Source organism: Nocardia sp. CA-128927 (assembly GCF_050955855.1).
GTDB lineage: Bacteria > Actinomycetota > Actinomycetes > Mycobacteriales > Mycobacteriaceae > Nocardia.
The window spans coordinates 5,264,932-5,291,815 of sequence record NZ_CP192087.1 but is presented as its reverse complement, the minus strand read 5'-3'; the positions used below and the strand labels follow the sequence as shown (position 1 = coordinate 5,291,815).

The window sequence follows — 26,884 nt, the reverse complement described above, 5'->3', positions numbered from 1 at the left end:
CCCCACCACATCATGGCCTCTGCCCGAGCACAGCACACTCAGAATGAGACCGCCAAGCGTACGCGCACCATAGCGGGCCGAGCAGATGCAGGGTGTCCGGCGACGATGACCGGCGCAGGCGATCGCAACCGCAGCAGCACGGTGCGCATTCGACTGATGCAATCCTGCGCTGCCCTACCCAGACCCCATCGATCGATTCCAGTCCCCGGATATGATTCGAGGCCCGTCCAAATGGACGGGCCTCGAATTGTGCACTCAGAGCAAGGATTCGATCGCTGCGACGAGCGCAGCCGCATCGGGGGTGACGGTGGGGCGGAAGCGCCCGGCCACCTTGCCGTCGCGGTCGATCAGGAACTTCTCGAAGTTCCACTGGACATCGCCCGCCGCGCCGTCGGCGTCGGCGGTCTCGACCAGGGTTTCGTACAGCGGGTGCTGGTTTTCGCCGTTGACGTCCGTCTTCTCCAGCAAGGGGAAGTCGACGCCGTAGGTGGTCGAGCAGAACTCCTGGATCTCCTCGGCCGAGCCGGGTTCCTGCCCCATGAACTGGTTGCTTGGCACACCGACCACGCTGAAACCGCGCGGACCGTAGGACTTCTGCAATTCGACCAGCCCGGAATACTGCGGCGTCAGCCCACATTTAGAGGCCACGTTGACCAGCAGCACCACGTTGTCGCCGACCAGCCCGGACAGCGTCGCGGGTTCCCCGCTGAGTGTCTGCAGCGGTACGTCTCGAAGATTCATTCGTATCGGACCTGCCAATTCTTGATTCCGTTGATCCACCCCGATCGCAACCGTACCGGATCGGCCACCTCGGTGATCTTGGGCATGGCATCGGCGATGGCGTTGAACATCAGGTCGATTTCCAGCCGGGCCAGGTTCGCGCCGACACAGTAGTGCGCGCCGGTGCCGCCGAAACCGACATGCGGATTGGGATCGCGCAGCACGTCGAAGGTGAATGGATCGGTGAACGCGTCCTCGTCGAAGTTGGCGGAACCGTAGAACAAACCGACCCGCTCGCCCTGCCGGATTCGGGTGCCACCGATCTCGGTATCCGCGGTGGCGGTGCGCTGGAACGCGGTCACCGGCGTGGCCCACCGGACGATCTCGTCGGGCGCGGTGCGCGGGCGCCGCTCTTTGTAGAGCTCCCACTGCTCGGGATGATCCACGAAAGCCTTCATGCCGTGCGTAATGGCATTGCGTGTTGTTTCATTGCCCGCCACCGAAAGCAGGATGACGAAGAAACCGAATTCGTCGGAGCCGAGCGACTCACCGTCGACGTCGGCGTGCACGAGTTCCGACACGATATCCCCCGCCGGAGCGCCGCGCCGCTGCTCGGCCATAGTCCAGGCGTAACCGAGGATTTCGGCGGAGGCGAGGGCGGGATCACCGTAATCCGGGTCGTCGTAGCTGAGCATCTGATTCGACCAGTCGAACAGCTTGCGCCGGTCGGCTTGCGGCACCCCGATCAGCTCGGCAATCGCCTGCAACGGCAACTCGCACGCCACCTGCTCGACGAAGTTCCCGCCGCCCGATTTCTTCGCCTCGTGCACAATGGCATGCGCTCGTTCGGTCAATGCCGCACGCAATCCCTCCACCGCGCGCGGCGTGAAACCCTTCGTGATGATCTTGCGGAACTTGGAGTGCTTGGGCGGGTCCATGTTCACCAGCAGCACGCTCGCCGCCGCCGACTGCTCCGGCGTGGTCTCGGCGGACGGCCGGATGATCGAGCCTTTCCGCTCGGACGAGAACAGCTCCGGGTTGCGCGAGATCTCCTTGACGTCAGCGAGTGTGCTCACCACCCAGTAGCCGCCGTCCCGGAATCCACCGGAGCGGTCGTCGGCCTGCGGGTTCCACCAAACCGGCGCGGTCCGGCGCAGCATCGCGAATTCCTCGATGGGCTTTCGCGTCTCCCAGAGCGCCGGATCGGTGAAGTCGAATCCGGCCGGCAACGACGGTGTCGCCACGGCTACCTCCTCAGGTGGGTACTGCGAACCGCGCCTCAGCGCAGCCTTGTTCGGCGCATCAGCCGCAAGGACATCAGCGTGATCTTCAATTGCTTCTCGTACGGCTGCCCCGAGCGGGCGGAGAGCACCTGACGCTTCAGCACGCCGACGTTCACGGTGTCGGTGTACTTGAGCAGGCCCTGATCACCGTGCCGCGTCCCGACGCCGGACTGCTTCACCCCACCCGACGGCGTGCCCTTGGCCGCGTAGGTCGCCACGAATCCGTCGTTGATGTTGATATTGCCCGCTTGGAGTTGGGCGGCAATGCGGTTGGCGCGGGCCAGGTCTCGGCTCCACACACTCGCGTTCAGCCCGTAGTCGGTGTCGTTGGCTAGGCGGATGGCTTCCTGCTCGTCGTCGAACGGATAGACGCTCACCACCGGGCCGAACGTCTCCAGGGTGTCGAATCGGCTGCGGTGCACGTAGATCCGTTCGATGTGCATGCACGCCTGCCCCGAGTTGGCGAACACCGCGAACGCCGCCCCGGCGATCGCTTCGTCCAGGTTCGCGTCCTCGAGCACGAGCATCGGGTTCTTGCCGCCCAGCTCCAAACTGCAGCTGATCAGGTTGCGCCCGGCCTGTTCGCCGACGACACGACCGGTAGCGGTCGAGCCGGTGAACATGACGAACTCGACGTTGTCGATCAGGCTGGGCCCGATATCGGGCCCCTCGCCGCACACGACCTGAACCAGTCCACGCGGCAGTCCGGCACGGTGCAGCAGCTCGACCCCGTAGAGGACGCACAGCGCGGTCTTGTTGTCCGGCTTGAGGATTACCCCGTTGCCCGCCATCAGTGCGGGCATCGCGTCGGACAGCGCGATCGCGAACGGGAAGTTCCACGGCGCGATCACCGCAACGAGGCCCTTGGGCCGGTGTTCCTCGGTCGAGGTGGTCAGGATCGGCATCGGACCGCCGCGACGCTTCGAACGCAGCACGCGGCGTGCGGTTTTCAGATAGTGGCTGATGACCATCGGCACATCGCACGATTCCTCGACGGCCATCCGGCGGGTCTTGCCGCAGCCGATCTGGATAAGGTCGGCGATGGTCTCGACCTCGGCCAGGATCAGCTCGTGCATCTGCTCGAAGACCTGCAACCTGCGTCGCACCGGCAGCGCGGCCCATTCCTGTTGCGCCGCACGGGCGGTCGCGGCCGCCGCGACGACGTCGTCGGGAGTGGACTGCGGGAGCTCGCCGACCAGAGCGCCGGTGTAGACCTCCGTCATCGAGTACGGTGCGGCGGTACCGTCGGCGGCGATCAGGCCGATCAGCCGTTCGATCAGCGCGCCGGTGATCCGTGTCGGCAGGGCTGCCGTCGGACTCTTCGTGGTCTCAGTACTCATCAGGAATTCTCCATGACGTGCGGAATCGCCGCAGGTATCGGGCCAGGTGTTATCAGCGAATTAGAACACGTTCCTATTGCATGGCGTGGGTATTCGCACAGTCTCGTGGTCAGTCCACGTGATAGTCCGGCGCACGCCGGGCCGTGTAGACCTTGGCCCAGCGGACATCTTGTTTACCGCTGGGTGCCCGGGCGATGACTGAGGCTCCCCCCAAGCAGTGGACACCGATTTAGCGGGATCGCGGTCCTGCTGGAAGGATGTCCAGTATGTCATCGTCTCGGAAGCGCCGGTCGTTCACGGCCGAGTACCGGGTCGAGGCCGCGCATCGGGTGATCGATTCCGGTCGCACGATCGCCGCGGTGGCTGGCGAGTTGGGTTTGCATGAAAGCCTTCTCGCTAAATGGGTCCAAGACGAACGCCGCCGGATAGCGGCGGCCGAGGTACACGGCGAGCAGCCGTTGAGCCCGGCCGAGCGGGCAGAGTTGCTCCGGTTACGCAAGCAGGTCAGCGAGCTGGAGAAAGACGTCAGTTTCCTAAAAAAAGCGAGCGCGTACTTCGCGGCGATGCAGCAGAACCGGCCCGGTTCGAGCTGATGGCAGCGCAGTGCGCCGCCACCGAAATCAACGGCAGCACAGCCGATATCACGCGCATGGCGCGGTTGTTGAGTGTATCGACCTCAGGGTTCTACGCGTACCTGAAGCGGAAGACGGCCCCTGTGTTGACCGATCGGCAGCAGCGGCGCGCCGACTTGACGGTGAAGATCCTTGCCGTCCATAAAGACTCCGATGGGACCTACGGGGCTCCGCGGATCACCGCCGAGCTGCGCGATCGCGGTGATCGGGTGTCGGAGAAGACGGTCGCGGCGATCATGGCCGAGATCGGGCTGGCCGGGATCAGCCCGCGCACCTTCAAGGTGCGGACCACGATCGTGGACCCGACCGCGTCGTTCCCGGACGACCTGGTGCAACGTCTTTTCGACCAGGGCCGTGTAGACGCAGTCTGGGTTTCCGACATCACCTATCTGACTTGCGGTGAAGGCGATATGTACCTGTGCGCGATCAAGGACGAGCATTCCAAGAAGGTGCTCGGCTGGACCGTGGCCGATCACATGCGGACCGAGATGGTCACCGACGCCGTGGACCGGGCGGTAGCGGCGCGTGGCGGGTCGTGTGCGGGCACGGTTCTGCATTCGGACCGAGGTAGCCAGTACACCGCCAACGACATGGCTGCCGCCTGCGATCGGCACGGTCTGCGCCGATCCATGGGATCGACCGGAATATGCTGGGACAATGCCGAGCGCGGAAAGCCTGTGGTCGACATTCAAACACGAATACTACTATCGACACACCTTCGCCACCAAAGCGGAACTCGTTGCAGCAGTTGACAAATGGATGAATTTCTACAACAGTAGAAGACGCCACTCCACGATCGGGATGCTCAGCCCCGACAATTATGAGCGGTCACTCCTCGCGGCCACTTCGGCCGCATAACCCCCCGTCCACCATTTGGGGGGAACCTCAGACATCAACCAGCAAGTTCTGCTTGGGAACTGACGGAATTTCGAGCAGGTCGGCGAAGTTACCTGCTACGACAATTCACCGGATTGATCGGCGGAAGCCTGGCCCTTCAGATCCGGGAGGAAGTTGACTCTCCACTGCGCGAGCGCGGGTCGACTCGTCGCGCCGAACTTGTCACACACCTCTGTCATGATCTGTTCGCAGCGGGTGAGTATCGGGTCGGTGAACGCGCCACGGCGTAGAGGAGGGGCGGGTTGTGAAGCGGATCGTTGTCGTTAAGCTCGCCCCCACCCCGGAGCAGTATGAGGCGTTGAAAGCGACACTCGAGTTGTGCAATGCGGGTGCGAACGCGGTCGCGCAGCTCGCGCACACCGCCACCGATCGTCGCCCGTTCGCGCTACAGAAGCAGGTATACGCCCACCTCAAAGCATCCGGGTTGTCCGCGCAACCGGCGATCCGGGTTATCAAGAAGGTCGCTGATGCGTATGCGGCCCGACAAGCGAACCTGACCAACGGGAATTACGGTCCGCCCGGATCGAAACGGTATGCCAAAGTCGTTGGCAAGGCGATCGTATTCCGCAAAGACGCGGGGCAACCGTTCGACGATCGCTGCCTGTCGTGGCGGATCGATTCCTCGACGGTGTCGATCTGGACGACGGCCGGGCGCCTGCGGCGGCTCGGATTCGTGTGCGCGCCATGGCAGTTGAAACTACTCACCGCCCGGAAAGGTGAGTCGGATTTGATCTTCCGCGACGGTCAGTTCTACCTGCACGCCACCATCGACACCGACACACCGCCCCCGCTGATCCCGGCCGATGACCTCACCGGCTGGTTGGGGGTGGATCTGGGGATCGTGAACCTGGCGGTGACCACTACCGATGACCCCACCGACCTCGACGCCCGCTGGTCTGGGGGCGCGGTGACTGCCCGCAGGAAGAGGAACCAAACCTTGCGGAGCGCGCTGCAGAGGGTGGCGACGAAGTCCGCGAAACGGAAACTGAAGACCCGCCGCAGGAAGGAAACCCGGTACGCCACCGACATCAACCATCAACTCTCGAAAACTCTTGTTGCCCAGGCACAACGCACCGGTCAGGGAATCGCGGTAGAAGACCTATCGGGAATCCGGGACCGGGTACGGCTCGCCAAGGCGCAGCGGCAGCAACTACATTCCTGGGCGTTCGCGCAGCTGCGTGACCAGATCACCTACAAGGCGCAAGCCGCAGGAGTGCCGGTGCAGGTGGTCAACCCACGCAACACCAGCAAAACCTGTCACCGCTGCGGGCACTGCAACCCGGCAAGCAGACCCAGCCAAGCGTTGTTCCGATGCCGCGGTTGTGGGTGGAGCGGCCACGCCGACCATAACGCCGCCCTCAATATCGCCGCACTCGGACATCACAGTTATCGGGCCGCCCAATCAACCGCGCCTAAAGCAGCCACCCCTCTAATACTGCAACGGCACTCAGGTGAGTGGGTGGCCGCGCCGCCGGTAGTGCGATAACCGGGCTTGGTGCTGGCGGCGTCGCCGCCAGCTCGACCAGGCCCAGATGTGATCGGCGACATGGTGTGGGGTGAGCACGAACGCGATGAGCAGGCGGCGGATTTCCGGTAGCGTGAGCGCGATCATGTCTTGCTCGAGTTCGCTGGTTCCCCTTTTGCGGCAAGGGTTTTCGACGCTGCCAGCCAGGCGAGTGCGAGCATCGAGAGGGTGATGTGGGCGTACCAGGCCCGCCAGCTGCGGACCTGGTAGTGATCGAGCCCGGCTTCGCCCTTGGCTTGCTGAAACGCCTCCTCCACATGCCAGCGTGACCCGGCGACCCAGGCCAGGTCGACCAGGCGGGATCGGTGCGGGCCGTAGCAGATGTAGTAGGCGATCTCGTAGACGCCGTTGCTGTTGGGACTCAACGCGCGTCGTGCCAGCAGCCAGTGCCCGCGCCCGCGGGCCCAGGTCCCCTCGATCGGGCGGCGTGCCCAGTCGTATTCGCGGGGTCCGTGCGCGCCGGCTCCGACCGAGAGCCGCTGCCACTTGCTTGCGGCGAGGTCGGCGATCAGTTCGTCGGCGCGTGCGGTGCGCTCGGCGCGGGTGCTCAGCTGGTGGTCACAGCGGGTGGCCAGCACATAGGACACGTCCTGGTCCTCGAGCCAGTCCCGCAGGTAGGGCGCCTGTCCGTAGACCTCGTCGGCGGTGAACCACGCGAACGGCACTGCCGCGGCCAGCGCCCGTTGCAGCATGGCGATCATCTGCCGCGCTTTGGTCGCGAACTCGACCTCGTCGGGGATCCCGGCGTCGCGGCAGCGGTCTCGATCCGAGGTCCACGACTCGGGAACATAGAGTTCACGATCGATCAAGGCATGCCCGTGGCGCGAGGCGTAGGCCAGGAACACCCCGATCTGGCAATTCTCCGTGCGACCGGCAGTGCCGGAGTACTGGCGTTGCACCCCAGCAGATTTCACGCCCTTCTTCAGGAATCCGGTCTCGTCACCGACCAGCACAGCCTCGGGATCACCCAGATGTTCGACCACATAGTCACGCACATCATCACGCACCGCATCGACGTCCCAATCAGCCTTGCGCAGCAGCCGCTGCATCCCGTCCGGACTGCCCTCACCAGCACGTTCAGCGAGCGTCCACCCGTTCTTGCGTTCCAAACCCGCCAACAGCCCCGACACATACTCCCGCGCCCGCTCCCGCGGCTCGGACCGGGCGAACCTGCCCGCAATCCGTGACATCAACGAATCCAACTCGGCCACAACACGATCCAACACCACACACCAGATCTACCAGCACTCACTCACATAGGTGCCGTTGCAGTACTAACAGCCAGTTAGAACGTGAGCAGCAAACCCGCGCCCTTCCGGACCGGGTAGTTGATTCTCTCGATATTCCTCACACCACCGTCAGCGGCAGCGGGATGCCGCGGTCGGTGAAGGCAAAGGCGGCCCCGGTGCTGAATCGGGTCAGCGCGACCTCGGTCGACTCACGGAACGGCTGCTCCGCGCGGGCGATCTCGACGGTCAGCTCACGGTCGGTGGAATCGACTGTGTGCGCGGCGAATCGGGGGTTCACGGCGCGGGCCATCGCGTCGATGGGCGCGAGGTGGTCGGCATCGATCATCGCGGGCCAGGCACCGTCCGACTCGGCACCGCTGTCGCGCGGAATCGTCAGTCGGACGCCGTCTTCGGCTTCCGTGACGCAGACCCCCGTGTAGGACAGCGGGTTCCATGCCGGGTGTAGGCGCAACACCGTGGCCAGCGCGGCCGGGTCGTCACCGAGGTTCAATGCCTTGCGCAATCGTTCCGCCGTGAGCCCGGCGATCCCCGCGAATTGCTTGCGGCCCAGCTCGAGCGCCGCGGTCGAGGCGAGCCGGGTGCGCAGCGCGATCAGGAAACCGAGGGTCAGCAGATGGTGTTGCAGGCACACCTCATCCGCCATGCGCACCAACGCCGACTTCGAGAAGTCTGCGAAGCGAAGATCACTCAGCAGCGGGCCCGCGTAGTCGGATCGACCCTCGTCGTCGAGATCGATGTCGGACAGCGGCAGTCCCGCGGCGACAGTGGACGCCATCCGATCCGCGTTCGGCGGCACCGACGGCGGGATATGGGCGGCGTCGATGGTAACCGTCCACGCACACATCGGTTTCCGGTCGGCCGGGCGACGCGGCGGGCGATGAATCGGCCGGACCTGAGCGTGCGGATTGGTGGCCAGCGCGGTGGCATCGAAGGTCGGATCCTCGATGTCGTGACACATTGCCACCACGAAGTCCTCCCCCATCGGCTCCACATCCAGCAGCGCACCGCAGTGGTCGAGCCAGAACTCGCCGTGGTCGCGATCGTCGACGCGGAACCGGAAGTCCATGAATTGCGGTGGGGCACCGATATCCAGCTGCAACCCCTTGAAGATGGTGACCACATCGTCGCCAGTGAACCCGAACGCCCGTTGCATGCGCCGCGTGTAGACCGGACTGGCGAGCTGCCACTCCTCGATCGCGACGGCGGTCATCCCCTCGCGACCGAACGCCGCGATGGTGTGCGCCATGCCGGACCGGTCGATCAGGTGACCGCACAGCAGCAGTTCGGGCAGCAGTATGGCGAGCTCTGACCGCGACAGCTGCTCGAAGTTGCTCCCCGACAAGACTTTCACCACAGCGAGGCCGGGGATTCACCGACGGGATACCACCCGGGCAGCGGACCGGCGACCGAGCGTTGGATGCGCTGCTGCATCCCGTCGGGCAGCACGTTGCCGGTGATCATCTCCATGAACATGTGCGAGACATTGCCGAAGTCGAAAAAGTCACGCTGCCAAGACCATTGGAAGTCGCCGCCGTAGCGGAACCAGCTGCCGCCGATACCCTCGGGCGAATAGTGCCGTCCGTCGGGCCGTTTCACCTCCGACACCTGTTTCCAGAAGCCGATGACGGTGCCGCTGCGCTCGTCGATGACGAACTCCTGGTACGGGTAGGTCCAGCCGTCGAGTCCCTGCATCTCCTGACCGAGGGCGAGGTCACGGATCTCGTCGCGGCCGACGGCCATGAATTCCTGTGTCGGGCCGCAGTTCCAGCCGTAGGTGGCGTTCTCGGTGTACATCTCGGCGAGGGGTTTCCAGTCGCCCTTCTCCTCGCAGCGCTGGTTCTCGATCAGCCAGCGCCGGACCATCTCGTCCAGCTCGTCACGCGCGAAACCCATCACCGGGCACCTTCCGTCGGAGCGATCGACAGCGCTTGCGTCGGGCAGTACTGGACTGCGCGCTCGATATCGGCCCGGTTGGCCGGGTCCGGCTCGTCCACCAGGATTTCCACCTGGCCCCGCTTGGGTACTCGGAAGGCGTCCGGCGCCTCGTCCTGACATACGGCGTGGCCCTGACACAGATCCAGGTCTGCGATGACTTTCACTGTTGGCTCCCGCCTTGTTCTTTCGACCGATCCCGCACCCGCGCCTCCGGCTGCACCTCGACGAGAACGAGGTGCGCACCGCGTGGCGTGGATACCACCGCCACCACCGCGGCGGCCAGATCGTTCGGGCGCAGCATGTTCGGATGCCGAGCGAAGCCCCAGTCCTTCCACGCCTCCAGCACCGGCCCGATGATCTCGGGGGTGGAGTCCATGCCCATTCCGGTCAGCGTCGGCCCCGGCCGCACCAGGGAGGCCCGAATCCCGGTGCCTTCCAATTCCATTCGCATCTGCAACGCCATGGCCTCCAAACCGGCTTTGGCGGCGCTGTAGGCACCGGTGCGCGGCCGCGGCTCGGGGGCACAGTCCGAGCTGATCAGTACGACGTCACCGCGCTGCCGATCGACCATGCCAGGCAGCACCCGATGCACCAGCCGATGGGCGCCGATCAGATGCACCTGCACCTGATGCAGGAACCGCTCCGGATCCATCTCGTGCACCGGCGAGAACTCGATGTCCCCGGCACTGGAGACCAGAATCTCGATGGCGCCCAACGCGTTTTCGGCCGCACGCACGAATTCGTCGATCGACGCGGCATCGGTGACGTCCAGCCGGTGCGCGAAGGCTTCGCCACCGTCGGCGCGAATCTTCTCCGCGAGTTCCTCGCACCGGTCGACCCGGCGCGCACCGAGCGCGACCGGATGCCCGAGTTCGGCCAGCGCGGCCGCGGTGGCGGCGCCGATGCCGGACGACGCTCCCGCGACGAGAACCGGACGGCGGGCGGGATGGGGTTCGAAACGGGGCACTAGCTCGCCTCCACAACAATCGGCAGCTTGGCGAAGCCGCGCACATTCGAGGAGTGCACGCGCACGATGCCCGCCTCTTCAACGTCGTATGACCGCACCCTGGAAGCGAACTCGCGCAATGCGACCGCGGCTTCCAGTCGAGCCAGGTGAGCACCGAGGCAGTAGTGCACGCCCGCACCGAAACTCGCCAACCCGGCCTTGTCGGCGCGATCGACGCGAAAGGTGTCGCCGTCATCGAACACCGCGGGATCGCGGTTGGCCGAGCCGATCAACAACAGCACCTTCGCCCTGGCGGGGATCGTGCCGCCGTGATAGTCGAGTTCCGCCGTGGCGGACCGCGCGATCACCTGACTGGACGTGTCGTAGCGGAGCGTCTCTTCCACCCAATCCGGCACGTGCGCAGGTTCCGCCGCGACCTTGGCGTACTCCCCCGGGTTCCGCGCGCCCCAATACAGCGCGTTGCCGAGCAGTTTCGTCGTGGTCTCGTTGCCCGCGACCACCATCAGGAACAGGAACCCGATGATCTCCTGATCCGACAGCGTGTCGCCGTCGACGTCGGCATCCAACAGCGCCGAGGTCAAGTCGTCGGACGGCGTGCGTCTACGCTCGGCCACCATCTCGGTGTAGTAGGTGAGCAGCTTGATCGAGGCCTCGATGGAGGCCTGCGGAATGTCGAGCACCCCGTCGTCGCGATGCACGACAAGGTCGGCGAGCCTGCGAATTTCGACTCGGTCGCGCGCGGGCACGCCCATCAGCTCGGAGATGACGTCCATCGGCAGCTTGCCCGCGACCTCGTCGATCCAGTCGAAAGATCCTGTGGCAATGGCGGGTTCGAGGTAGGACAGGGTCAATTCCTTGATCCGGCCCTGCATTTCGGCCACCCGCTTGGGCGTGAATCCCTTGTAGACCAGCCTGCGCATGCGCAGATGCCGTGGATCGTCCATGGCCAGGAACGACATCACCCGGTGCGCGTGCGGACCCCAGGCGGCCGGATCGAGGGAAACACCGTTGGCGCTCGACAGCCTGGTGCTGTCCCGGAATCCGTTGGTCACGTCGGCATGCCGGGACAGCGCCCAGAAATCCAGCTCGGCGTTGTAGTACAGCGGCGCCTCGGTGCGCAGCCGGTGATACGTCGGATACGGGTCCTCGTGGAACCGGTAGTCGTACGGATCGAACGTCAAGGGCTCCAACGCGGCCGTCACCACCGCCACCCGCCATTCGAGAACAAGTTCTCCCGATCGACAACCCGCATCGAGTCGAGGGGAAACAGATAGCTGGACATGTGTCTGGACAGTACCATCGGTGCACACCTCCGACAACGTTTCCAGCGGCCTACCAACACGATTACGCACAATCCGGTCGACTCGCCCGAGAACCGCGGAGATTCCCCCACGACGGCACGACGCTTGGATCAGAATGGCTGAGTTAGAACCTGTTCTTGCGTGAAATCGCGACTCGCGACTACATTCCGTACACATGTCCAGACAGCATCGGAGAACCGCATGACCAGCCTGCTGCCCGCCGACGGAGCCCGGCTGCTCATCGGCGGCAAGCTGGTCGAGGGCGGGGACGGGGTCTTCGCCACCGTGAATCCGGCGACCGAGGAGGTCCTCGGGCAGGCCGCGAACGCTGACGCCGGCGACCTGGACGCGGCCGTCGTCGCGGCCCGCACCGCGTTCGACGAGACCGACTGGTCCCGCGATCACGCCTTCCGCGCGCACTGTTTCGAACAGCTGCGCACCGCACTGCAATCACACATCGAAGAACTGCGCGAGCTCACCATCGCCGAGGCGGGCGCGCCCGCCATGTTCACCCGCGGCCCGCAGCTCGAAGGCCCGATAGCCGACCTCGCCTACTCCGCCTCGCTGGCCGAAACCTACAGCTGGGAAACCGATCTCGGCGTCGCGGAGCCGATGGGCATCAAGACCCGCCGGGTGCTGCGCCGCGAGCCCGTCGGGGTGGTCGGCGCGATCACCCCGTGGAACTTCCCGCACCAGATCACCTTCGCCAAGCTCGGTCCCGCGCTCGCCGCCGGAAACACCGTGGTGCTCAAGCCCGCTCCGGACACACCGTGGTGTGCGGCCGCCGTCGGCGCGATCCTCGCCGAGGAGACCGACATCCCGGCCGGTGTGGTGAACATCGTGACCTCCGCCGACCACGGGCTCGGTGCGCGACTCACCGAGCATCCGCTGGTCGACCTGATCAGCTTCACGGGTTCGACGCAGACCGGGCGCGCGGTGATGCGCGGCGCCGCAACGACTCTCAAGAAGGCGTTCCTCGAACTGGGTGGCAAGTCGGCGTTCATCGTGCTCGACGACGCGAATATCGCGGGAGCCTGTGCGGTGGCGGCATTTTCGGTGTGCGTGCACGCCGGGCAAGGCTGCGCGATCACTACCCGGCTGCTCGTCCCCCGCGCGGCCTATGACGAGGCGGTTCAGGCGGCGGCCGCGACGATGGCAGGGATCAAGCCGGGTGATCCGGCGAGCTCACGGACGGTGTGCGGGCCACTCATCTCCGAACGGCAGCGCGCCCGGGTCGAACGCTACCTCGACATCGCGCGGTCCGAGGGCGGCCGCATCGTGGTCGGCGGCGGTCGGCCGAAGAATCAGGAGCGCGGCTTCTTCATCGAACCGACGCTGATCGCGGACGTGCCCAACACCGCGACCGTCGCCCGCGAGGAGATCTTCGGCCCGGTGCTGGTGGTCATCCCCTACGACGGCGACGATGACGCCATCCGGCTCGCCAACGACTCCCCCTACGGCCTGTCCGGCTCGGTGTGGGGCACCGACCCCGGCCGAATCCGCCACGTCGCCAACGGCGTACGCACCGGCACGCTGAGCGTCAACGGCGGCGTCTGGTACTCCGCCGACGCACCCTTCGGCGGCTACAAGCAGTCCGGCATCGGCCGGGAGATGGGCATCGCCGGGTTCGAGGAATACCTGGAAACCAAGCTGATCGCGACCGCTGGATAAGAGGAGCACACCGTCATGGCCCGTTTCGCGGGAAGATCCGTCATCGTCACCGGTGCCGCACAGGGCATCGGTGCCGCGTACGCCGCCGCGCTGGCCGCCGCGGGCGCGAAAGTCGTTGTCGCCGACAAGAATGCCGAGGGCGGCCAGGCGACCGTCGAGAAGATCACCGCCGACGGCGGTACCGCGCTGTTCGGTCAGGTCGACGTTTCCGATCCCGAATCCGCCACGGCCCTGGCCGAATTGACGGTCGCCGAGTTCGGCGGCATCGACCACCTGGTCAACAACGCGGCCATCTACGGCGAGATGAAGCTCAATCTGCTGCTGACCGTGCCGTGGGACTACTACAAGAAGTTCATGAGCGTGAACATGGACGGCGCGCTGAACATGACGCGTGCCGTATGGCCGCACATGCGCAAGGCGGGCGGGTCGATCGTCAACCAATCGTCGACCGCCGCTTGGACATACTCCAGCTTCTATGGCCTGGCCAAGGTCGGCATCAACGGCCTGACCCAGCAGCTCGCGTTCGAGCTCGGCGGCTCGAACATCCGGATCAACGCCATCGCACCGGGTCCCATCGACACCGACGCCACCAAGGCGGTGACGCCCCCGGCCATCGTGGAGGACATGGTGAACCGGTTGCCGCTCAAGCGGATGGGCACACCGGCGGATCTGGTCGGTGCGTGCCTGTACCTGCTGTCCGACGAGGCGAGCTGGGTCACCGGACAGATCTTCAATGTCGATGGCGGACAGGTGTTCCGGTCATGAGCGATGACAGGATCGGCTTCATCGGACTCGGTGCCATGGGTGCGCCGATGGCCAAACGACTGCTCGACTGGCCGGGCGGGCTGACCGTGTGCGATGTGCGAGCCGAAGCCGTGCAGCCATACACCGAAGCCGGTGCCGACGCCGCCCAGTCACCGGCCCAGCTCGCCGAGCAGGCAACCGTCATCTCGGTGGCGGTGGTGAACGACGCACAGGTGCGCGACGTGATCACCGGCCCCGAGGGGGTACTGCGCAGTGCCGCACCGGGAACCGTGGTGGCGGTTCACTCGACGATCAGCGACCGGACTGCCGAAGAACTGGCCGCCGAATGCACCACGCACGGTGTCGAATTCGTCGACGCACCGGTGAGCGGCGGCAGACCGGGCGCGACGAAAGGCACTCTCGCGGTCATGGTCGGCGGCCGCGAAGCAGCGTTCGAACGGGTGCAAGCGCCCTTCGGCTGTTTCGCCGACCTGATCGTGCACGCCGGACCCGTCGGCGCCGGAACCCGAATGAAGCTGGCGCGCAACCTGGTCCACTTCGTCGCGTTCACCGCCGTCACCGAGGCGCAGCGGCTGGCCGAGGCCGCCGGACTCGATATCACGTTGCTCGGCAAGGTGGTTCGCCATTCCGACGCCGTCACCGGCGGCCCCGGCGCCATCATGCTGCGCGACCGCACCGCACCGATCGCGGAGGGCGACTTCTGGCTGCCGATCCTGCGGCACGTGCGCGACCTCGGCGAGAAGGACCTGAGCCTCGCCCTCGACCTCGCCGCCCGCCTCGATGTCCCGCTCCCCCTCGCCGAACTCGCCCTGGACCGGCTCGGCCCCGGGCTCGGCGTCGGCGCCTCCGAAAGGCAAACGTCATGACTGACAACGGTTCCGCCGATTCCGTGCGTGAGCGCGGCCTGGCCAAGATGGCCGAGGTGTACGGCACCGAGTTCCAGGACTACCCGGGCAGCCACTTCGCGGTCACCGCCGACCACCTGTTCGCCGACATCTGGTCGCGCCCCGCACTGTCCATCCGGGACCGGCGGCTGCTCCTCCTCGGCGCACTCACCGCGCAGGGCGCCATCGACACGGCGGGCATCCAGATCGGTGCCGCGCTGCGCAACGAGGAACTGACCGAGGAGCAGCTGCATGAGATCGCGGTATTCCTCTGCCACTACGTCGGTTGGCCGAACGGCACCAAACTCGATCTCCTGGTGGGCACCATTGTGGCGCAACAAAAGAAAGCCGCCCGCCAGCAACAAGCCGATCGCACCGAGTGAAGGACCCGAAACATGTCTGATGCCAACACCCTTCGCCCGGTGCGCGCGAGCAGTATCACCGAGTGGGACCAGCAGGCCGACGTCGTCGTCGCCGGATACGGCATCGCCGGGGTGTGTGCCGCGATCGAGGCGGCCCGGGCGGGCGCCGACGTGCTGATCCTGGAGCGCACCGGCGGCTGGGGCGGCGCGGCCGCAATGGCGGGCGGCTTCATCTACCTGGGCGGCGGCACACCGCTGCAACAGGCCCTCGGCTTCGAGGACACACCCGAGAACATGGAGACCTTCCTGCTGGCGGCGCTCGGCCCCGGCGTGGACAAGGCCAAGATCTCCGACTACGCCCGCGGCAGCGTCGAGCACTACAACTGGCTCGTCGCCAATGGCGTGCCGTTCCGCGAGGCATTCTGGGGCGAGCCCGGTTGGGAGCCGCCGCACGACGAGGGGCTGATGTACTCCGGCGGCGAGAACGCCGCACCGTTCAACGCGATCGCGAAACCGGCTCCGCGCGGCCATGTTCCGCAGATGGCTGACAAGAAGATCGGCCGCAAGAGCGGCGGCTACATGCTGATGAAGCCACTCGCGGAGACCGCCGAATCTCTAGGTGTCCGAGTCGAATACGACCTGCGGATCGGCCGACTGGTGATGGACGACGACGATCGCGTCGTCGGGGTGATCGCCAAGCGCTACGGCAAGGAGGTGGCGATCCGTGCCGACCGCGGCCTCGTCTTGGCCACCGGCAGTTTCGCCTACCACCAGCAGATGATCGAAGGCTACGCACCGCGCCTGATCGGCAGGCCCGCGGCCGCGATCGAGGAGCACGACGGCATCGGCATCCGGGTCGCTCAGGCCCTCGGCGCCGAGCTGGCGCACATGGACGCGACCGAGGTGGCGTTCTTCGGTGACCCGCAGCTGATGGCGCGTGGCATCCTGGTCAACGGGCGCGGCCAGCGCTTCATCGCCGAGGACACCTACCCGGGCCGGATCGGCCAGGCGACGCTCATTCAGCAGGAGAACCAGGCCTTTCTCGTCATCGACGAGGCGTCCTACGAAGCCGGACTCGCCACCGAGACCTCGACCCCGTTCTTCCGGCAGCCGCCGACCTGGGCCGCCGAAACGGTCGCCGAACTCGAAGCCGACATGGGACTACCAACTCTTGCGCTGCAAGCCACCGTCGACTGCTACAACCTGCACGCCGCCGACGGCAAGGACCCGCTGCTCGGCAAGAAGCCGGAATGGGTTCGCCCACTCCAAGGTTCGCTGGCAGCGTTCGACATGCGCGGGTTCACGGCGGGTTTCACGCTCGGCGGGCTGCGCACCGACCTCGACTCCCGGGTGCTGCACGTCTCCGGCGAGCCGATCCCCGGCCTGTTCGCCGCGGGGCGCTGCACCTCCGGACTGTGCGCGGGCGGGTACGTGAGCGGAGCGTCCCTGGGCGACGGCAGTTTCTACGGCCGCCGGGCCGGCATCGCCGCCGCGAAGAACTGAACTGCCCACGGTAGTAGTATCCAGACACATGTCCGAACCCGATTCCGTCATTCTCGAGGCGACCCGCCGCAGGCTGTCCGGAAAACAGGCCGACACCGTCGACAAGCTCACCAAGTCGGCGGTGGAAGTGCTTGCCCGCGAAGGGTTCGCGGGGATGACGATCCGGATGGTCGCCGCCGCGGCCGGGGTCGGGGCGGCCACCGCGTACACCTACTTCTCCTCGAAGGAACACCTGGTCGCCGAGATCTTCTGGCGGCGTTTGATTTCCGCGCCGTCCCCGGTGAGCGAGGACGCGGACGCGACCGTGCGAGTGGTCGCCGAGTTACGCAACATCGCGATGCTGGTGGCCGACGAACAGGAACTGTCCGGCGCGGTGACCAGCGCGCTGCTCGGCCGCGATCCCGATGTGGTGCACCTGCGTGGCCGCATCGGCGCCGAGATCCGCAAACGACTCATCCGGGCACTCGGCGAGAACGCGGACCCGGATGTCGTCGAATCACTGGAACTGCTGTACGCGGGCGCACTCGTGCGAGCGGGCATGGGCTACGCGTCGTACTCGGAGATCGCCGACCGCATCGAGAAGTCCGCCTTACTCATCCTGAAATAGCGATACTCAGCGCCCGCGGCCGAACGGACGATCAGGACTCGACAGGCACCGGAAGCTCGGTGAATCCGAACGCGACCAGCTGACGCACCGGGTCGTGGTAGCTGACCCACTCGGCGACCTTGCCGTCGCGGAACCGGAAGACATTGAGGTAGTCGTTGCGATACGGCCTGCCGGTGTCCCGGACGACCATGTCGCCCTTGGTCGCGACCAGGAAACTGTCCGGATTCAGCATGGGCTCGACCTTGACCACCGACTGGGCGGTGGAGCTGTACCGATCCATCGCCCCGCTCAATTGGCGCAGATTCTCTTTGCCCGCACCATGATTCGGGAAGCCGGGCAGCTGGTACGGGATCGACATCCGGACATCGTCGGTGCACAACTCGTACAACTTCTCGAACTCTCGCGCCGAGATGAACTCGTAGAACTGCTCGATTGTCGCGATCTTGCGCGCGCGGTCCTCGTCGGACATATCCATCACAGCCTCTCGATCAAAGGGAACCGAATGGTCTCAACCGAGGTTATCAAATCAATACGACCGATCGATCGTTTTGTGACTGCCATCACCTGCTTTGCCACCCTATCGGCCGTCGGCAAGTTCAGCAAAGGACCACAGTCGGTGACTTGTGCCCGGTTGCGCCGAAATCGAACCCCGGTCCGCTCGATCCTCGTATCTTTGCCGTAGGCGTCACAGATCGGAGTGGGATTGTGCAACCAGGTGGGCTTTCTGCGGACTATGTGATCGTCGGCGCCGGATCCGCGGGTGCGGTGCTGGCGAACCGGCTCAGCGCCGATCCGAATGTCTCGGTGGTGCTGCTGGAGGCGGGGCCCGCGGACAAGAACAAGTTCGCCCACATTCCGGCCGGATTCGCGAAACTCTTTCGCTCCGAAGTCGATTGGGACTATCTGACCGAGCCGCAGCCCGAGCTGAAGAACCGGCAGATCTACTGGCCGCGCGGCAAGATGTTCGGCGGCTCGTCCTCGATGAACGCGATGATGTGGGTGCGTGGCTTCCGCGCCGACTACGACGAATGGGCGCTGCTGGCCGGCCAGGAGTGGGGTTTCGCGGCCGCCGTCGAGCAGTTCCGGCGGATCGAATGTGTCGAGGACGCACAGTATCCGGACGAGGGCGCCAACGGGCCTATGCACATCTCCCGGCAGCGCAGCCCGCGCGCGCTCACCGCCGCCTACCTGACCGCGGTGCGGGAGGCGGGTTTCCAGGTCGAGCCGCCGAATCGGCCGGAGCCGGAAGGCTTCAGCGAGACCATGGTCAGCCAGCACGGCGGCAAGCGGTGGAGCACCGCCGACGGGTACCTGCGGCCCGCGATGCGGCGGCCGAACCTGACGATCCGCAGCGAGGCACTGGCTACGCGGGTGTTGTTCGAGGGAACCCAAGCGGTCGGTGTCGAATACCACCAGGGCGGCGGTCCACACACGGTCACCGCGCGCCGCGAGGTGGTGTTGTGCGGTGGTGCGATCAACAGCCCGCAGCTGCTGATGCTTTCGGGCATCGGCGACCGGGATGAGCTGGCGCGCCAGGGCATTCGCGCGCTGCGGCACGCGCCCGAGGTGGGCGCGAACCTGCAGGATCATCTCGTCACCGGCGTCGGCTACAGCGTGGCCGAGGACTCGCTGTTCGCCGCGGAGAAACCACGCCAGCTGCTCGACTACCTGATCCGGCATCGCGGGATGCTCACCTCGAATGTCGGCGAGGCCTATGGATTCGTCCGCAGCAGGCCCGATTTGGACCTGCCCGACCTCGAGATGATCTTCGCCCCCGCGCCGTTCTACTACGAGGGCCTGGTCGATCCGACCGAGCACGGCGTCATCTTGGCCACCGTGCTGTTGCGCCCGCACAGTCGCGGGCGCATCACACTGGCCTCCGCGGATCCGGCCGCGAAGCCGTTGATCGATCCGCGCTACCTATCCGACAGCGCGGGCATCGACCGCGCCGCCCTCATGTCCGGCCTGCGCACCTGCACCGATATCGCCAACGCGCCGGCCATGAAAACCGTTCTGGGCCCACTCATCTACCCGCCGCAGGCACCGTCGCAATTGGAAGCCACCCTCGAACTCACCCTGAACGGCTACTCGCACACCCTGTATCACCCGATCGGCACCTGCCGGATGGGTACCGACGTGGCGAGCGTCGTCACCCCGAAGCTGGAAGTGCGTGGCGTGCAGGGCCTTCGAGTAGCCGATGCGTCGGTCATGCCGCTGCTCATCCGCGGTCATACCCACGCCCCCGCCGTTTTCATCGGCGAGCAGGCGGCGAAGTTCATCCAGAACGGGTAGCGCCAGCTTCAGGACGCGACAAACAAGGCGAGCGATGCGGCGGCCAATGCCAGATAAGGCATCGGATAGGCGAGGTCGCCGTAACCGCGGGCGCGGAGGATCGTGATGATCGCGCCGATGAAGTAGAGGACGAGGCAGATCGCGGCGGCCAGCCCCAGCGGCGGGATGGCCAGTCCGACGAGTAAACCGAGGGCACCGACCGTCTTGATCACTGCTAGGGGGTACAGCGTCCAGTCCGGGATGCCGTAGCTCCGCATGTTGTCGCGCACCCACTGGGCACGGAACACGTCGACTCCCGACGCGATCAGCATGGCGGCCGCGGCGGCGATGGTGACGATGACGTAAGCGGTGGACATGGGTAACACCCTCCTGTTTCGTGGTGCGGCCGGTCTGCGATCGTGAGGTGACGCCGATCGACCGGACGCTGTGTGATCCGTCGAGGGTGTGACGGATGACGGAACGGAAAGGTGACCGATGCCGGCCCAGGACATGTTGGCGCGACGTTTCGAGACGCATCGCGGGCACCTGCGGGCGGTCGCGTATCGGATGCTCGGGTCGGTCAGCGAGGCCGACGACGCCGTGCAGGAGGCCTGGCTACGGCTGGCTCGGCAGGACAGCGACGAGGTGGACAACCTGGTCGGCTGGCTGACCACGGTGGTGTCGCGGATCTGCCTGGACATGCTCCGGACTCGGGCGTCGCGGCGCGAGGAACCGATCTATCTGCTCGCCGAGCTCGGCGACACCGCCTACGACAGCGACCCGGAACACGAAGCCGTGCTGATCGATTCGGTCGGCCGGGCCCTGCTGGTGGTGCTCGATACGCTCGGCCCCGACGAGCGGGTGGCGTTCGTGCTGCACGATCTGTTCGCGGTGCCGTTCGATCAGATCGCGCCGATCGTCGGGCGAACGACGGCCACCACGAAGAAGCTGGCCAGCCGGGCGCGCCAGCGGGCGCAGGGTGAAACCACCGCGACGGCAACCGAACTGGCCGAGCAGCGGCATGTGGTGGAGGCGTTCCTAACGGCCGCCCGTGGCGGCAACCTCGACGCCCTGCTCGCCGTGCTCGCACCCGACGTGGTCCGGGTCGCCGACCCGGCCGCGCTGCCCGCCGGAATGGCGGCGATCGTGCGTGGAGCGCAGGCGGTGGCGAAGGAAACGGTACTGCTGCAACGTCGTTCGCGGGTGGCGGCACTGGCGCTGATGAACGGCGCGGTCGGCATCGTCGTCGCGCCGCACGGCAAACTGCTACTCGCCCTTGTGGTTACGGTGCGCGACGATCGGGTCACCGGTTACGAGGTGATCGCCGACCCCACCCGACTGCGCGCACTCCACCTAGCCGTACTCCCGCAATAACAACAGCCGCACACCTCCTGATTTCCCGCAAATGGAATCGCATGCGATTCGGTGTGCGGGAAATCAGGAGGTGTGCGGCTGAAGGCTAGCGCGCAGGCACCCGGGCGAAACCGACCGGCGGAGTCGGATTCGGGCCGGTGCGCAGGGCTTGGCGGAAGTCCGGCAACGCCGGGAGCACATCGACATTCCGGGCGGCGTAGCAGCGCACCTTGGGCAGCGCGCGGAGAACCTCGGCGCGCTCGACCGGTTCGTCGTCGATGAAGCCGATGGTGTCCAGCGACAGCCCGAGGGTGGCGCCGATCCGGGTGATCGCCGAAGACTTCGGGCCCCAGCCGATTTCGAGGGCGGAGAACATCTCGTAGACGCCGTGCCGGTACAGCTTGTCCAACGTCCACTCGCGATCGCCGCGGCTGGCCACGGCATGCCAGATGCCACGCTCGCTGAGCAGTCGCAGCGTGCGCAGCGCGGTGGGCCGCAGCGCACCGCTGGTCCGGTCGCTCACCGCGCCGTCCCACAATGTGTTGTCCAGTTCCCAGACAAGACATCTCAGAGCCGGTCTCATGTGTCCTAGCCCCCTATCGCGTCATCTCTGCCTTCCCTGGCGTGCGTGCGCGGCAGATGGGTACAAGCAACAACCCTCTCCGGCACGGCACATGCCCGGCAAGCCCATGGTTCCTGGGACAAGCCCGGCGCGAGCGATCCTACCGCCAGCGCAGGCGGCACTCTCGTCAACTGACAGAACCGGCGGTACCGGATTCGACCACAGAACCCCTGTGACGCAGCACAATCACCAACCGACCAGTCTCTGACGCCCGTCACAGAACCAGGCGAATCGATCCGCGACCGGAATCCAACGATTAGTGTGAACTCGCCGCACAGCTATCTCCGGGGGCGGAAGGAAGTCGTCAATGTCGATCGACAACTCTGCACGGCAGAGCCTGACTCTGGCTGGCAAGCCGATGTCGTCGCCGCTCAAGGACGTTCGCGCGTTATCGCGTCAGATGGTCGGGCATTTCGTCGCCAACGTCATCCCCTGTGGAACTTTACCCGCGGACGCGATTTCCGGCGACGTCACCACGATCACCCGGGTCTGCCTCGAGTTCGCGGTCAGCATGCTCGACGGTCAGGACATCCCGGGGAAGTTGCAGCGCCTGCAGGACGCCGCGTCGAGCTGGGCCCGCGAGGGCGTGCCGATCGACACCATCCACCACTCCATCCACGAAGGCTTCAAGATGGGGCTGGATCTGGTGGTGTCCGACGCCTCCATCAAGGATTACGACAGCCTGGTCGACGGCGCCAAGATGGTGCTGGAGATGCTGGACATGATCAGCTCGGCGATCTCGGTGGCCTACATCCGGGAACTGCGCTCGGTGGTCAGCGAGCACCACACCGCCGTGCACACGCTGACCTCCGCCCTGCTCGGCGGGCACAGCACCTCCACCATGGCGCGCGAATGCGGTATTGCCATCGCGACCTCGTATGCCGTGCTCGCCGTGGCGATTCCGCCGCACCGCGAGGAGAACAATCCGATGATCGACAGTCAGGTCGTCGCGCGCCGCAAGCTCAGACGGGTGCAGGCCGAACTCGCCACCCGCTGCGGGGAGAGCGCGCTGTCGTTGCTCAGCGTCGACGGCGGCACCGTACTCATCCCGTCGGCCGCCTTCGACAACGAGGGCTTCGACGCCCTGGTGACCCAGCTGTCGCAGGCCGCACAAGTCGGCATCACCGCGACCATGGTCGAGGCCACCCCCGAACAGATCCCCAATGCCGCCGACCAAGCCCACGAGCTGCTCGACATGGTGCAGCGCCTGGAAGCGGTGGCCGGGCTGTACCGCTTCGACGAACTCGCGCTCGAATACCAGCTCACCCGTCCCGGCCCGGGCCGGGAGTATCTCGGCCAGCTGCTCGACCCGCTCGACGAGCACCCCGAACTCCTGGAAACCCTGCAGCGCCACATCGGCAACAACCTCAACCGCCAGCGCACCGCCCGAGTCCTGCACGTGCACACCAACACCGTGGACTACCGGCTCAAGCGGATCGGTCAGCTCACCGGCTTCGACCCGTCCCAACCGTCCGGACTGTGGTATCTGCGATCGGCATTGGTCGCGCGCAGCTATCGCACGACATGAGGTCGCTCTCGAATTCGGCTGCGGCATAGCGTTTCGTGCCGAGGGCCGAGCCGACGACAACCCGACGATTGACCACCCCGCGCAGCGTGAGATCGCGCGCGTCCGCCGCGACCGGATGTTCGGTGACCAACGCGTCCACCGACGCGCCCAGCCAAGGCAGCCGATCGACCAGCGTGGCCGTTGAGCGTCCGGAGTACAGCAGGATATCGACAGCGTCGGCCAACCCCGCTCGCCACCTGTTGATTCCGTCGAGCAGGGCGCGCAAGGCCGCGGGCTGGTCGGTCGGTTCACCGCCGCAGATCGTGACACCGTCGACTTGTTCGGCGGGTAACTCGTGCAGCCAGTCGACTATCGCGTCCACACCGCAGCGCGTCGATTCATCGAACACCCAGGTGTTTCCGGCGAGACAAGCGCGGCAGAACACCCGGCAATCCGGCAACCAAATGCCCGCCCGAATTCCATAACCGATGTTCCCCACCGGAAACCGCAAGCGCGACAACAGCATTGTGGCGCTGTCCAGGTGCCGATTCGAGTGCACGTCCATCTCTCCTCAGTGAGGCCGCGTGGCGGCGGTGCGCCCCACCTCTATGATCGGCCATTTCGGCGACGACCATTCCCGCGTGGGCCACGTCAAAGTAGCTACCAACGCCACATTTCGCGCAGAAATGGGGAATAGGACGCGCGCCGAATCACCAAACCCGGACCGGTGCGGCCGATCTGGCGATCCGGCGATAGCGCGTCTCTATGTGATCCAGATGCGGAGTCAGCGCCTGGTGACCATCCGGCATGATCAGGCGGGGCGGCGCCGCCATCGGCAAAACGGCCCCGAGGATCAGCCGCACGGCGCCGCCGGATCGGGGCATTTCCACGCCGGATTTCGCCGGATTGTCCGCTGCCGCAGTGGGCGCCGCCGGCTCGACGACGACACCCGCCATCCCGAATTCACCGGTCGGATCATCAGGCGATGATGTCGTATGAATGCCGGAATTGATGGCCGTCTCGACCAGATCCGCGACCAGCATCGCATCGTCGAGCCGCGCGGCCAGCTGAAACAGCCGGGACATCGAACCCTGGTTGGCCGCGGTCCAAGCCAGCCGCTTCGGTGCGTGTTCGAATTGGAAGCGGGTCGCATCCGAGAACATCACCGCGGGCACCATCACCGCCACTGCGGTAGCGACCAATTCGGTCCCTTCCGGCATGCCCTGCTCGAGTCGACGACTCCGGAACAGCATGGTCGACGCCCGGGCAGCATCGCAGCGGGCCACCTGCTCCGGCAAACCCAATTCCGTATAGGACGCCGCCGCCTCGACGAATTTCGCCTCGGCCTCGTCGTATCGGCCCGCGGGCGTATAGATGTAGCCCAGATCGGCCACACAGGCGACGACCCGATCGACGCTGCCGAGCTCGCCATACAGTTTCTGAGCCCGCAGCACTACTCGCTCGGCATCGTCGAATCGTCCGGTCGACATATAGACGTTTCCGAGATTCACCGAGCTGTCCGCGACGCCTTTGTCCAATCCCATTCGGGCACAGATGTCGCCCGCGGTGATCAGGGCTTGTTCCGCTTCGGGGTACCGGTCGGTCGATGCATACACGTTTCCGAGATTCGCGACGCACTCGGCGACGTGCTTTTCCAGGCCCAACGTCGTGTACACCGCCTGCGCCTCGAGGTACGCCTGCTCAGCGGCATCGTATCGGCCCGCAAGCAGATGTGCGGTCCCGAGGGTGAACGTGCACGCTGCCGCGTACTGGTCGACGCCGCGCTCAGCGAAGCGGTCTCTGGCGGCGGACAGCACACGTTCGGCGTCGGCATAGCGTCCGCTCGAGAAATAGACGTTGCCGAGTGCCACAGCGCACCTGGCGAACTGCTCGCTCAGGCCCAATCGAAGAAACGTCTTCTGGGCGCTCACCAGTGCCTGCTCCGCGAGACCGAAGCGTCCGGTCGCGGTGTAAACGTTGCCGAGGGTGAGCGAACACACGGCGACATCCTCGTCGGCACGTTCCGCTATGTAGGACGGCACCACGCCGAGAATGGCCTCTTCCGCTTCGGCATAACGCCCTTGCGACTCATAGATATTCGCCAGATTCATGATGGAGGCGCGAGCGCGGCCCGCCTGGCCTCTGGCGAGGTAATAATCTCTGGCCTCCAGGTGCGCCGCTTCGGCTCGACCGAACTGCTCCGTCACCCAGTAGAGATTCGCGAGCCCCGCGTTACATTCCGTGACTTGCTCGTCGACGCCGACGCGCTCGAATGCGCCACGCGCGCTGAGCAAAGCCGTCTCCGCCTCGGCATATCGGCCGAGCTCTCGGAGCACCAAGCCGAGATTCTGGTCGCATCCGGCCACTCCGAGCTCGAGTTCCAGCCGCAGACACGACTCGCGCGCTTGTCGATAGACGTGCTCGGCCTCGGCATAGCGGCCCGTGGCCAACAGTGAGTTTCCGATAGCAATGGTGCAGCCGACCACCATGGTCTGCAGACCGAGCGCTTCGAATATCGCTCGCGCCTTGGTGTATTCGTACTCGGACTCGCGATAGCGGCTGCCTTCGGCGTGCGTGATCGCCGCCTTCAGGTGCCGCATCGCGGCATTGCGATCATTGATAACCGGTACTCCCCTCGACCGAATGGCTGGTGCTGATCAGCTTCGCGTAGCAGTGGTCGCGATCCAATCCGTTGTCGGCACACCACCGAATCGCACCGTCCTTGCTCGGGAATCCGATGGCGACGATGGTGATCCAGAAGTCGGGATAGCTGAACGTCGACCAAGCGCCCGACCACAGCAACCGGACGTTCGGATAACGCGCGCGCAGTTCCCGATGCTCGCGCAGGATCTCCGCGTGGTGCCAGGTGATGCCTTCGGCGACGAGGCCGAACTGCTTGGAACTGATCTGCGGCACCCAGCGCTCCGCGACATCGCGGGTCAATACGGGCAGGTCGCTCGCGACGGTCGACTGCAATCCCGTCAGCCCGGCGGTCTCCGGGTCGGTGACGACCGTTGTCGCCGTGACGATGCCCACCGCCGAGGTCGAGATCGCGATCGGCACGCTGTTCGACACATTCGTACTGGCCGCGCGGGTCCGGTCGTGCAGCAGCAGGCCCGCCGGAATCAGCAGGATGAGCAGTGCGATCGTGACGCCTATCGCGAGGCCGGCCTGGTTGCGCCGGGTGGCCATGTTCGGCGCGAACGTCAGCCGGGACGCGACGGGCACCGGTGTCGGTGGCGGCGAATCCGCCTGGCTCGTCTCGGATCTCGCGCTGCCGAGGCCGAGGGCGTGGCGGCCGTCCGACGACACCGACCCCTTCCGCAGATTGACGCGGACGCGCGGACGAACCACGTCGGACGAGTGGGTGGACTCGTCGCCGGAACTTCTCATGCGTCCCCCTGGGGTCCGCTCGCGGTCCTTTGCTCGCCGGTGTCCGCTCTTACCTCGTCCCTGATGCTAGGGGCCGAATCCCGCTACCGATGTCGG

At 65.9% G+C, this 26,884-nt stretch carries 27 protein-coding genes and 2 pseudogenes; 13 read left to right on the top strand and 16 right to left on the bottom strand.

What is annotated here, in order from left to right:
* Positions 1 to 255: 255 nt before the first annotated feature.
* Genes ACQPW1_RS24855 through ACQPW1_RS24845 form a run of 3 tightly spaced genes read right to left on the bottom strand, consistent with a single transcriptional unit; the run spans position 256 to position 3,343 of the window.
* A complete protein-coding gene (locus ACQPW1_RS24855) occupies positions 256 to 741 on the bottom strand; it encodes a glutathione peroxidase (protein ID WP_433653870.1) in 486 nt (161 codons plus the stop codon).
* Positions 738 to 1,964, bottom strand: coding sequence for a cytochrome P450 (locus tag ACQPW1_RS24850; RefSeq protein ID WP_433653868.1), 1,227 nt, complete (start codon positions 1,962 to 1,964; stop codon positions 738 to 740). The genes ACQPW1_RS24855 and ACQPW1_RS24850 overlap by 4 nt, the downstream gene beginning before the upstream one ends.
* Positions 1,965 to 1,999: 35 nt before the next feature.
* Positions 2,000 to 3,343 carry an aldehyde dehydrogenase family protein gene (locus ACQPW1_RS24845; protein ID WP_433653867.1) on the bottom strand — a complete coding sequence of 448 codons (1,344 nt, stop codon included), beginning with the start codon at positions 3,341 to 3,343 and terminating at the stop codon, positions 2,000 to 2,002.
* A gap of 257 nt (positions 3,344 to 3,600) precedes the next feature.
* Between ACQPW1_RS24845 and ACQPW1_RS24840 the strand changes: the two are divergent.
* From ACQPW1_RS24840 to ACQPW1_RS24825, 4 genes and pseudogenes are all read left to right on the top strand, one after another.
* Positions 3,601 to 3,852 (top strand): annotated as a pseudogene (locus ACQPW1_RS24840) (transposase); the annotation flags it as partial.
* A complete protein-coding gene (locus tag ACQPW1_RS24835; protein WP_433653865.1) occupies positions 3,744 to 4,727 on the top strand; it encodes an IS3 family transposase in 984 nt (327 codons plus the stop codon). The pseudogene ACQPW1_RS24840 and the gene ACQPW1_RS24835, both read left to right, overlap by 109 nt.
* On the top strand, positions 4,633 to 4,833 hold the full coding sequence (locus ACQPW1_RS24830; protein ID WP_433653864.1) for an integrase core domain-containing protein: 201 nt from the start codon (positions 4,633 to 4,635) through the stop codon (positions 4,831 to 4,833). The genes ACQPW1_RS24835 and ACQPW1_RS24830 overlap by 95 nt, the downstream gene beginning before the upstream one ends.
* A gap of 283 nt (positions 4,834 to 5,116) precedes the next feature.
* Positions 5,117 to 6,358, top strand: a complete 1,242-nt coding sequence (locus ACQPW1_RS24825) for an RNA-guided endonuclease InsQ/TnpB family protein (protein ID WP_433653862.1) — start codon at positions 5,117 to 5,119, stop codon at positions 6,356 to 6,358.
* Here the strand turns inward: ACQPW1_RS24825 and ACQPW1_RS24820 are convergent.
* The 7 genes and pseudogenes from ACQPW1_RS24820 to ACQPW1_RS24790 all read right to left on the bottom strand — a co-directional run bounded on the left by ACQPW1_RS24820 (position 6,320) and on the right by ACQPW1_RS24790 (position 11,754).
* A complete protein-coding gene (locus tag ACQPW1_RS24820; RefSeq protein WP_433653860.1) occupies positions 6,320 to 6,484 on the bottom strand; it encodes a hypothetical protein in 165 nt (54 codons plus the stop codon). The genes ACQPW1_RS24825 and ACQPW1_RS24820 overlap by 39 nt on opposite strands.
* A 20-nt stretch (positions 6,485 to 6,504) precedes the next feature.
* Positions 6,505 to 7,626 (bottom strand): annotated as a pseudogene (locus ACQPW1_RS24815) (IS701 family transposase); the annotation flags it as partial.
* 118 nt (positions 7,627 to 7,744) lie between these two features.
* Positions 7,745 to 8,989: a hypothetical protein gene (locus ACQPW1_RS24810; RefSeq protein ID WP_433653859.1), complete on the bottom strand. Its 1,245-nt coding sequence runs from the start codon at positions 8,987 to 8,989 to the stop codon at positions 7,745 to 7,747.
* A 5-nt stretch (positions 8,990 to 8,994) separates the two neighbouring features.
* Positions 8,995 to 9,540, bottom strand: coding sequence for a nuclear transport factor 2 family protein (locus tag ACQPW1_RS24805; RefSeq protein ID WP_433653857.1), 546 nt, complete (start codon positions 9,538 to 9,540; stop codon positions 8,995 to 8,997).
* Positions 9,540 to 9,746, bottom strand: a complete 207-nt coding sequence (locus ACQPW1_RS24800) for a ferredoxin (RefSeq protein WP_433653856.1) — start codon at positions 9,744 to 9,746, stop codon at positions 9,540 to 9,542. The genes ACQPW1_RS24805 and ACQPW1_RS24800 overlap by 1 nt, the downstream gene beginning before the upstream one ends.
* The gene (locus tag ACQPW1_RS24795; protein WP_433653854.1) at positions 9,743 to 10,549 is read right to left on the bottom strand and encodes an SDR family oxidoreductase; all 807 of its coding nucleotides are present in this window, start codon (positions 10,547 to 10,549) and stop codon (positions 9,743 to 9,745) included. The genes ACQPW1_RS24800 and ACQPW1_RS24795 overlap by 4 nt, the downstream gene beginning before the upstream one ends.
* Complete coding sequence (locus tag ACQPW1_RS24790) at positions 10,549 to 11,754, bottom strand: cytochrome P450 (protein WP_433665327.1); 1,206 nt, start codon at positions 11,752 to 11,754, stop codon at positions 10,549 to 10,551. The genes ACQPW1_RS24795 and ACQPW1_RS24790 overlap by 1 nt, the downstream gene beginning before the upstream one ends.
* 297 nt (positions 11,755 to 12,051) lie before the next feature.
* Between ACQPW1_RS24790 and ACQPW1_RS24785 the strand changes: the two genes are divergently transcribed.
* The 6 genes from ACQPW1_RS24785 to ACQPW1_RS24760 are packed head-to-tail and all read left to right on the top strand — an operon-like array spanning position 12,052 to position 17,642.
* Complete coding sequence (locus tag ACQPW1_RS24785) at positions 12,052 to 13,521, top strand: aldehyde dehydrogenase (RefSeq protein ID WP_433653852.1); 1,470 nt, start codon at positions 12,052 to 12,054, stop codon at positions 13,519 to 13,521.
* Between the two features lie 15 nt (positions 13,522 to 13,536).
* Entirely contained in the window at positions 13,537 to 14,286 is a 750-nt protein-coding gene (locus tag ACQPW1_RS24780) for an SDR family oxidoreductase (RefSeq protein ID WP_433653851.1), read from the top strand.
* Positions 14,283 to 15,152 (top strand): NAD(P)-dependent oxidoreductase, encoded by an 870-nt coding sequence (locus tag ACQPW1_RS24775; RefSeq protein ID WP_433653850.1) that lies wholly within the window; start codon positions 14,283 to 14,285, stop codon positions 15,150 to 15,152. The genes ACQPW1_RS24780 and ACQPW1_RS24775 overlap by 4 nt, the downstream gene beginning before the upstream one ends.
* Positions 15,149 to 15,553 carry a carboxymuconolactone decarboxylase family protein gene (locus tag ACQPW1_RS24770; RefSeq protein WP_433653849.1) on the top strand — a complete coding sequence of 135 codons (405 nt, stop codon included), beginning with the start codon at positions 15,149 to 15,151 and terminating at the stop codon, positions 15,551 to 15,553. The genes ACQPW1_RS24775 and ACQPW1_RS24770 overlap by 4 nt, the downstream gene beginning before the upstream one ends.
* 12 nt (positions 15,554 to 15,565) lie before the next feature.
* Positions 15,566 to 17,035: an FAD-dependent oxidoreductase gene (locus ACQPW1_RS24765; protein ID WP_433653848.1), complete on the top strand. Its 1,470-nt coding sequence runs from the start codon at positions 15,566 to 15,568 to the stop codon at positions 17,033 to 17,035.
* Between the two features lie 28 nt (positions 17,036 to 17,063).
* Positions 17,064 to 17,642: a TetR family transcriptional regulator gene (locus tag ACQPW1_RS24760; protein ID WP_433653847.1), complete on the top strand. Its 579-nt coding sequence runs from the start codon at positions 17,064 to 17,066 to the stop codon at positions 17,640 to 17,642.
* 31 nt (positions 17,643 to 17,673) lie between these two features.
* On the opposite strand, the gene ACQPW1_RS24755 is transcribed toward ACQPW1_RS24760, so the two are convergent.
* Entirely contained in the window at positions 17,674 to 18,111 is a 438-nt protein-coding gene (locus ACQPW1_RS24755) for a nuclear transport factor 2 family protein (RefSeq protein WP_433653846.1), read from the bottom strand.
* A 236-nt stretch (positions 18,112 to 18,347) separates the two neighbouring features.
* Between ACQPW1_RS24755 and ACQPW1_RS24750 the strand changes: the two genes are divergently transcribed.
* Positions 18,348 to 19,934, top strand: a complete 1,587-nt coding sequence (locus ACQPW1_RS24750; protein WP_433653845.1) for a GMC family oxidoreductase — start codon at positions 18,348 to 18,350, stop codon at positions 19,932 to 19,934.
* An 8-nt stretch (positions 19,935 to 19,942) separates the two neighbouring features.
* Here ACQPW1_RS24750 and ACQPW1_RS24745 read toward each other — a convergent pair whose 3' ends face one another.
* On the bottom strand, positions 19,943 to 20,290 hold the full coding sequence (locus ACQPW1_RS24745) for a DoxX family protein (protein ID WP_433653844.1): 348 nt from the start codon (positions 20,288 to 20,290) through the stop codon (positions 19,943 to 19,945).
* Positions 20,291 to 20,408: 118 nt separating this feature from the next.
* Here ACQPW1_RS24745 and ACQPW1_RS24740 point away from each other — a divergent pair, with 118 nt between their 5' ends.
* Positions 20,409 to 21,287: a sigma-70 family RNA polymerase sigma factor gene (locus ACQPW1_RS24740; protein WP_433653843.1), complete on the top strand. Its 879-nt coding sequence runs from the start codon at positions 20,409 to 20,411 to the stop codon at positions 21,285 to 21,287.
* Positions 21,288 to 21,372: 85 nt separating this feature from the next.
* Here ACQPW1_RS24740 and ACQPW1_RS24735 read toward each other — a convergent pair whose 3' ends face one another.
* Positions 21,373 to 21,849: an HAD-IIIC family phosphatase gene (locus ACQPW1_RS24735; RefSeq protein WP_433653842.1), complete on the bottom strand. Its 477-nt coding sequence runs from the start codon at positions 21,847 to 21,849 to the stop codon at positions 21,373 to 21,375.
* 346 nt (positions 21,850 to 22,195) lie between these two features.
* Between ACQPW1_RS24735 and ACQPW1_RS24730 the strand changes: the two genes are divergently transcribed.
* A complete protein-coding gene (locus ACQPW1_RS24730) occupies positions 22,196 to 23,416 on the top strand; it encodes a PucR family transcriptional regulator (RefSeq protein WP_433653841.1) in 1,221 nt (406 codons plus the stop codon).
* Here ACQPW1_RS24730 and ACQPW1_RS24725 read toward each other — a convergent pair.
* From ACQPW1_RS24725 to ACQPW1_RS24715, 3 genes are all read right to left on the bottom strand, one after another.
* Positions 23,334 to 23,960 carry a 4Fe-4S cluster-binding domain-containing protein gene (locus tag ACQPW1_RS24725; protein WP_433653840.1) on the bottom strand — a complete coding sequence of 209 codons (627 nt, stop codon included), beginning with the start codon at positions 23,958 to 23,960 and terminating at the stop codon, positions 23,334 to 23,336. The genes ACQPW1_RS24730 and ACQPW1_RS24725 overlap by 83 nt on opposite strands.
* 145 nt (positions 23,961 to 24,105) lie before the next feature.
* On the bottom strand, positions 24,106 to 25,995 hold the full coding sequence (locus ACQPW1_RS24720) for a tetratricopeptide repeat protein (protein ID WP_433653839.1): 1,890 nt from the start codon (positions 25,993 to 25,995) through the stop codon (positions 24,106 to 24,108).
* Positions 25,996 to 26,008: 13 nt separating this feature from the next.
* Positions 26,009 to 26,788, bottom strand: a complete 780-nt coding sequence (locus ACQPW1_RS24715) for a hypothetical protein (RefSeq protein WP_433653838.1) — start codon at positions 26,786 to 26,788, stop codon at positions 26,009 to 26,011.
* Positions 26,789 to 26,884 lie beyond the last annotated feature (96 nt).